This is a genomic window from Streptomyces nanhaiensis (genome assembly GCF_046614825.1).
GTDB classification, from domain to species: domain Bacteria; phylum Actinomycetota; class Actinomycetes; order Streptomycetales; family Streptomycetaceae; genus Streptomyces; species Streptomyces radiopugnans.
Map to the genome: position 1 here is coordinate 1 of NZ_JBKJFM010000225.1, position 6,831 is coordinate 6,831.

At 75.9% G+C, this 6,831-nt stretch carries 8 protein-coding genes; 1 reads left to right on the forward strand and 7 read right to left on the reverse strand.

The window, feature by feature from the left end; genetic code table 11:
- Nucleotides 1-470 precede the first annotated feature (470 nt).
- The gene (locus ACLIYP_RS28470) at nucleotides 471-611 is read left to right on the forward strand and encodes a hypothetical protein (protein WP_412715972.1); all 141 of its coding nucleotides are present in this window, start codon (nucleotides 471-473) and stop codon (nucleotides 609-611) included.
- An 18-nt stretch (nucleotides 612-629) separates the two neighbouring features.
- Here ACLIYP_RS28470 and ACLIYP_RS28475 read toward each other — a convergent pair whose 3' ends face one another.
- From ACLIYP_RS28475 to ACLIYP_RS28505, 7 genes are all read right to left on the reverse strand, one after another.
- Nucleotides 630-974 (reverse strand): DUF3140 domain-containing protein, encoded by a 345-nt coding sequence (locus ACLIYP_RS28475; protein ID WP_412715973.1) that lies wholly within the window; start codon nucleotides 972-974, stop codon nucleotides 630-632.
- A complete protein-coding gene (locus ACLIYP_RS28480) occupies nucleotides 967-1,200 on the reverse strand; it encodes a hypervirulence associated TUDOR domain-containing protein (RefSeq protein WP_412715974.1) in 234 nt (77 codons plus the stop codon). The genes ACLIYP_RS28475 and ACLIYP_RS28480 overlap by 8 nt, the downstream gene beginning before the upstream one ends.
- A 127-nt stretch (nucleotides 1,201-1,327) precedes the next feature.
- Complete coding sequence (locus ACLIYP_RS28485) at nucleotides 1,328-3,250, reverse strand: ABC transporter ATP-binding protein (RefSeq protein ID WP_412715975.1); 1,923 nt, start codon at nucleotides 3,248-3,250, stop codon at nucleotides 1,328-1,330.
- Between the two features lie 5 nt (nucleotides 3,251-3,255).
- A complete protein-coding gene (locus ACLIYP_RS28490) occupies nucleotides 3,256-3,672 on the reverse strand; it encodes a lasso peptide biosynthesis B2 protein (protein WP_412715976.1) in 417 nt (138 codons plus the stop codon).
- A 99-nt stretch (nucleotides 3,673-3,771) separates the two neighbouring features.
- Nucleotides 3,772-4,029 (reverse strand): lasso peptide biosynthesis PqqD family chaperone, encoded by a 258-nt coding sequence (locus ACLIYP_RS28495; protein ID WP_412715977.1) that lies wholly within the window; start codon nucleotides 4,027-4,029, stop codon nucleotides 3,772-3,774.
- Between the two features lie 47 nt (nucleotides 4,030-4,076).
- Complete coding sequence (locus tag ACLIYP_RS28500; RefSeq protein WP_412715978.1) at nucleotides 4,077-5,927, reverse strand: lasso peptide isopeptide bond-forming cyclase; 1,851 nt, start codon at nucleotides 5,925-5,927, stop codon at nucleotides 4,077-4,079.
- A gap of 321 nt (nucleotides 5,928-6,248) precedes the next feature.
- Entirely contained in the window at nucleotides 6,249-6,359 is a 111-nt protein-coding gene (locus tag ACLIYP_RS28505; RefSeq protein WP_245770004.1) for a keywimysin-related RiPP, read from the reverse strand.
- Nucleotides 6,360-6,831: the final 472 nt, after the last annotated feature.

Sequence of the window (6,831 nt, forward strand, 5' to 3'; positions counted from 1 at the left end):
GCCGGCCTCCGTCCGGCGCGGGACGTTCCGCCCGGAGGGCGATGACGGGCCTCTTCCCGCCCGGGCCGACGGAGCCCGGCCCGGCACCGGGCCGCGCGGAGCGGGGCGGGAGGGCGCTCCCGTGCCCGCGGGGGCCGAGGGGGGCCACCGCCGGACGGACCGCGGCACCCGGAAGCCTGCGGACGGCCCGGACGGTTCGTCCGAGGGGATCGCCGCGTACCGGCATCCGCCTCCTCCTTTCCGGCGGAGAACCGGTCCTCAGGCCTCCTCCGGACCTCACGGAGCCCGGTCCCGCCGCCCTCCCCGCTCCTCCGCGCGACCGTGCGGCGGGAGAGGGCACCGCGGACGGGGCGGGCCGGCCGGAAGAAGTGACCCGTGCCATTTCCCGGGGCGCGACGGGCGTGGATGATGAGGGCGTCCGCGCCGGCCACAGGGCCGGAGAGCCCTTGTCGACCGGGAGTCGGTCCACCATGACAGAGCATGTGCACGTTCGCCTCAACCACGGGCTGGAGGTGTCCGAGGAAGGCGATCTGATCGAGCTGTCCCGCTGCCGTTGCGGAGCCACCTGGAGCAGGTCCTACCGCGTGGACGAGGGCGAGCCCGAGCGGTGACGCGGGCGGGCGGGGGCGTCAGCGGTCCTTGAGGGGGTCGTGCCCCCAGTTCATCAGGGAGTGCCGCCAGGTGGTGTCGGTGACGTCGCCGGAGGGCCGCTGGGCCAGGTGCCGCTTGATGTAGCCGTTGACCTTGCGCATGTGGGCCACGTCGTCGTCGCTGAGGTCGGACTTCGAGGTCCGCAGCAGCTCGACGATGCGGCGGCCCGAGGCGTGACCGGTGCTCTCCCCGCCGCCCCGGTGCTGTCCGGCGGCCTTGGACTCGTCCCGCTCCAGCCAGTCCTGGAGTTGCCGGGGCGTGAGGTTGACCAGCTTCCCGAACTCGGTGACGGTCCCGTCGCGGTCGTCGCGGTGCTCAGCCATCCCCGGGACCCCTCTCGCGGAGGGCGTCGGGGCGGTGGACCGCCCGGCCGCCGGACTTCTCGCTGCGGACCTGGTACTGGGGATCGTCGGGGGAGGCGTCCACGGTGCGCCCGCCCGCCTCGGTGCGGGAGGTGATCTCCTTCTCGACCCTGCCGACGGCCTCGCTCCCGTGGCTCTTCCAGGAGACCCTGTCCCCCTTGCGGAACTTCCTCTTCTTCTTCGTCATCTTCCCCTCCCGCGGGGAGTGGACGGATGAAAAGACCCGTTCGCCCTCATGGTATCGATATGTCGGCATTCCACCACCGCGCAGCCGGGGGCGCGGGACCCGCGGCCGGGGACGGCGCCCGGTGCGGTCACCCGTCCCGGCTGCCCCGCGCCTTCGCCGCCCGTCCGGTGCCGTTCCGCCCCCGGTCCCCGGAGAGCGGGCCGGGCAGCTGAGTGGCCGCCAGGCCGCGGTAGAGGGCGTCGCCGGCCAGCAGCTCGTCATGGGTGCCCACCGCTCTGACCCTCCCCTCCTCCATGACCACGATCCGGTCGGCCGCTGTCACGGTGGACAGACGGTGGGCCACGACCAGTACGGTCGTGCTCCGGGCGGCGTCGGCGACGGTGTCCCGCAGCGCGGCCTCGTTGGCCGCGTCGAGCTGGGAGGTGGCCTCGTCCAGGAGCAGGAGCCTGGGGGAGCGCAGCAGGGCGCGCGCGACGGCGACGCGCTGCCGTTCGCCGCCCGAGAGCCGGTCGCCCCGGTGGCCGACGGGGGTGTCCAGCCCTTGCGGCAGCCGGGCCACCAGGGCCTCCAGCCGGGTGCGGCGCAGCACCTCCTCCAGATGCCGCATCCCGGCCGGCGGGACGCCGAACAGCAGGTTGTCGCGGAGGGTTCCGGACAGGACGGGGGAGTCCTGCTCGACGTATCCGATGGCGGCCCGCAGTTCGGCCAGCGGCCAGTCCCTCACGTCCCGGCCGTCGAGCAGGACGCGGCCGGTGTCCGGCTCGTGGAAGCGTTCGACCAGGGAGAAGACGGTGGTCTTGCCCGCGCCCGAGGGCCCGACGAGAGCCGTCATGCCCCGGGCCGGGACGGTGAAGCTCACCTCGCGGTGCACGGGCGGCAGCCCGGCCCGGTAGGAGAAGCCGACCCGGTCGAAGACCAGCGAGGCCGGCTCCGGGAGGTCCGTCCCGGCGGGAGCGGGGTCCGGGGCGGGGCCGGCGCCGAGGTGCTCGGCGGGCATCCCCTCCACCTCCCGCACGCGCACGGCGGCGGCCGAACCCTCCTGGAAGCGGCCCACGACGTCGACGAGCTGGTGGACGCGCGGGCCCAGCGAGAAGAGGTAGAGCAGGAAGGCGACGAGCGTGGAGACCTCCGTCGCGCCCGAGGCCACCCGCGCACCGCCCACCCCCAGCACCGCCAGGAACGCCACCTGCACCGCCACGCTCCCGGCGGTGGCGGAGACGGCCTCCCAGCCCGCGGCGCGCACGCCGGCCCGGCGTGCGCCGTCCGCCGCCTCGTGCAGACGGGCGGTCTCCCGCGGCTCCGCGCCGGCCGCCTTGACGGTGCGGAAGGCGCCCAGCACGCGTTCGAGGGCGGATCCCATGGCGCCGACGGCCTCCTGCGCCTGCCGGGCCGCCCGGCCGATGCGCGGCGCGACCGCCGCCACCGCGGCGGCGACGAGGACGAGCGCGCCGAGGGTGACGCCCAGCAGCACCGCGTCCAGCAGTCCCATCAGGCCGACGGTCGCCACAAGGAGCAGTGAGCCGACGACGGCCGAGGCCACCGACTGGACGGCGGTCCGGCGCAGGACGGTGGTGTCGGAGGTGGCGCGGGAGATCAGGTCACCGGGCTCGGCGCGCTCCACCGCCGGCACGCGCAGCCGCAGCAGGTGCGCGGTGAGCTGTCGCCGGACGGTGTGGACCACGGCCTCCCCGGTCCTCTCCAGGACGTACTGCCCGGCGGCGGCCAGGACGGCGCCCGCCAGCACCAGCACGCTGAGCAGCAGCACCCAGCCGGCCGCCGCACGCCCGCCGCCCAGCTCGTCCACCAGCCGCTTGGCGGCCAGCGGCTGGGCCAGGGAGAGCAGACCGCCCAGCAGGCCGAGCAGCGTGCCCGCGAGGATGCCGGTGCGGTGCGGACGGAGCCGCCCGGCGAGGGCGCGGGCGCCGGAGGGGGCCTTGCCGACGCGGCCGGAGAGCCGCCGGGGGCGGGTCGGGACGGCCTCCCCGCCCTCCCGCGGTCCCCCGCCGCCGACGGCGTCCGTCCGGGCCGCGGGTGCGGTCTGCGCGGTCAACGGCCTCACCCCACGCTGAAGAAGCGCTGGAAGTAGTCGGCCGGGCAGCCCTCGCCCACCAGTACGCCCTCGGCCTCCACCCAGGCGTGCGCCGCGAAGGGCGGGCTGGTGCGCACCCCCACGCACCACACGGGCCAGCGGCCGCGCATGCGGCACAGCAGCACGGTGGCCAGCGAACGCGGCAGGCAGCCGCGCTGTCCGCCGCAGGCCAGGCTCACCGCGAGCACCGTCTCGCGGGCCCTGGCCGCCTCCGCCTCGGTAGCCGGACGGGCGCCGCGCCGCAGCAGTTCCAGGACGGCGCGGATGCGGCCCGGGGGCAGCACGGCCAGCAGATGGGCGCAGCCCACGGCGGCCCGCGCCGCGAGGCGGTGCGCCAGGGGGACGGAGCGGGGATCGTACGGAACCGCTTCGGGGGTCGACACCTTCTCCTCTTCTCCTTCTCTTCTCCCGCGGACTTCTCTTCCCGCGCCGGCCCGCGGGCCGGCGCGTCGCTCCGGCGGAGCTGCGGCCGCCGGGCCCCTTCAGCCCGCGACGAGCCGCGCGTCGCGCAGCTCGCCGAGGATGCGGAGCACGTCCTCCTCGGCCTCCTCGGGAGCCACGTCGTACTCGCCGGTGAGGGCCGTCGCCGCCTGCCGGGCGGAGCGGCCCTCCAGCAGCGCGCGCAGCACGGCGGCAGCGGTGGGGTTGAGGGTCCAGTACTCGCCGCTCCGCTGGTCGAGCAGCGCCGTTCCGTACTCGGTGTCGGTCATCAGCACACCGGGGCGCAGGGTGAGTGCCATGGGGTCTTCCTTCCGTTCGGTCCGCCGCGGGCGGCCGGGACGATGGGTCAGGGGGCCGTCCGCGAGGAGGCGGTGGCGTTCTCACGGGACCGCAGCCACACCTCGCAGGCGACGGTCGGCTGCAGCAGCTCGCTGCCCAGCTCCGCCGACACCGGGACGTCGCACCACCGGCGCAGCGCGGAGGCGTCGATCAGGCCCAGCCGCTCCAGACGGGAGTCCTCGAACAGGGCCAGCAGCCGCTCGCGGTGGCGGCGCAGGCCGAGTTCCGCCTCCATCCCGGCATTGGCCTTGGTGGCCCGCGTGCGGCTCTCCTCGGGCACGATGCCGCGCATGGCCTCCACGATCAGCGGCTTGTAGCGGAAGGGAGTGATCCGGTCCTGCGGGCGCACGGCCAGGCACGTCTCGACGACCCGGTCGTCGTAGTAGGGCGCCTCGCAGGCCACTCCCAGCGGCGCGGCCATCTGGTCGACGTGCCGGGCGAAACGGGAGGTGAGGTCCATGGTGGCCAGCTCCCGGTGCGTCCCGTGGCCCCTGCCCGCGGCCAGCGGCTCCACGGTGGCGGCTTCGGCCAGGATGCGCTCGCGCACCGCGTGGACGGCGTCGGGCGTCGTCCACGGCGGCAGCCTGGGCGGCACGCACCACTCCAGCAGGGGTTCGCGCTCCCGCGGCTGGGGCCGCAGCAGGTCCTGCCCGACCCCCTTCAGCCAGGACGGGTAGTCCCGCCGGTCGAGGAGCTGGCGCAGCACCTCCCGCCGGGACCACCCGTACTTGGCGGTGAAGCCCCGCAGACTCCGCAGGGCGGCCCGCGGATGCGTGCGGACCATCGTGTGCAGGTGCGCGGCACAGCCCATCAGGAGCTCGTCACCGCCCATGCCGGTCAGGTGCAGGGTGGAGCCCCGGTGCGCGGCCAGTTCCAGAAGGCTCATGCGGCGCCGGTGGTCGACGGCCATCAGGCAGGGGGCGTCGAGGCGGTCGTCGAACGTGTCCAGACCGTCGTAGGTCAGGGGGATCCGCTCGGCCGGGACCAGATGGTGCTCCACGTTCCCCAGGGCCGCCACCGTCCGGCGGGCCCAGTGCGCGTCGTCGCCGAGCGGGTCGTGGGTCTCCGCGGTGTACGCGACCACCCGGGCCGTGCCGCGGGCGGCCGCGCAGCACACCGCCGTGGAGTCCAGGCCTCCGAGGTCCGCCGTCACCAGGGAACGGCCCCGGGTGCGTACGTCGACGGCGGTGGTGAGCGCCTCCGCCAGCGCCTCGGCGCCCTCGGCCAGGGGCACGGAGGGCTCGGGCGCGGTCCACCGGCGGAACCGCCGCGTGCCCCCTTCCGGGGGGAGGCACAGCCAGTGGTCGCCGGGCAGGCGCTCCACCCCGTCCCACACGGGCTGCCCCGCCAGGGGGTGCAGCAGGCTCAGGGTCAGCAGGTGGACGGCCAGACGCCGTTCGTCCAGGCTGCTGCCCGCGAGCTCCGCCACCACGTCCGCGCGGTCGCCCGCCACCGTCACCGGGCCGGAGCCGGCGTGGAAGACGCGCCGGATCCCCACCACGCCCCCCTGTATCCGGACCCGGCCGGCGGCGCTGGCGAGGAGGTGGAAGCTCCCGGGCCACGCCGCGGTGAACCGGTCGAGCGAGGCCAGCGAGTCCCGGGCCGCCGCGGCGGCCCGCGCGGCCTCCTCGGCGGTGACCAGGTGCTCGCCGAGCACCGCCACCCGCGCGTCGCCGCAGTCCCCCACCGTCAGCGCGTCCTGCGCCCAGTGGCCCAGGATCCAGGGGCGGCCGGAGGGGTGCGCCACCTCCTGGGAGGCGTGCGCACGCGCCCGTGCGCCGAGCCCGGCGGCGGCGTCGGTGTCGGGGAGGACGACGAACCACGCGGAGGCGGGGGGTGGGGAGAAGGAACCGTCCATCAGTCTCCTATCGAGGGGACCACCGGTTTCGGCCGGTGGCGGGGATCGGCCCCGGCGGGGCCGAGGAGGCAGCTGCCCCGGCTCGTGCCGGTCTCCTCGTCGTCCCGCGAGGGACCTGTTCGGGCCGGGCCGTTGCCTTCGGGTCGGAAGCCCCCTCCGGGTGGGGGAGCGGAGCCGTGGGCGTGCACGCCTTCCGGCCGCCGGTGTCCGGAGACGGGCGAGCCGGGTGGCAGCGGCTGCCACCCGGCTCACCGGCCGGCGGGAGGGCCGGCCGGGGCTCCGCACCCGTGGCGGGTGCGGAGCGGTCGTGCGGTGGCCGCGTCAGGCCAGGTTCTTGCCGCCCAGCAGGTCCGGGGCGCTCCGGCCGGCGAGCCCGGTCGTCTTGCGGAAGCCGCCGGCCTTGGCGAGGGTGGGACGCACGTAAGCGCGCATGATCATTCCCTTTCTGTCGTGGTGTGGTGTGCTCGCGGATGTCCCGCGAGGGCTTCGAAGCCGGCCGGAGCGGGCTGTGCCGCCATCCCGGAGGATGGCGGCGCGTCCGATCACCCGCACACGGCCGGCCTTCGCGAACTTCTCGAAGCCGCAAACCACGCTAGAAATACGAGGACATCACCACAACAGCGCACGGATGCCAACAACAGGCGCGTAGGAAATTTCCTATGTGTACTTGCGTGAAGGCTTCTGCGCTGTCCTGTTGGTCTGTGGGAGGCGGTCCACCGCTCGCCGACGCGGGCGGACGGCCTCGGGCGGGATCCGCCGCCGGGCGGCGGGTGGACCGGCCGGACGCCGCGGACGGGCGTGGGCTCCGCCTGCCGGCCCCCGGGCGCGCGGGTGCGTGCCGCGGCGGACCCGGGTCCGGGTCCCGGCCGTCCGAATCCGGGCAGCCCTCGCTTCCACGGCCGCG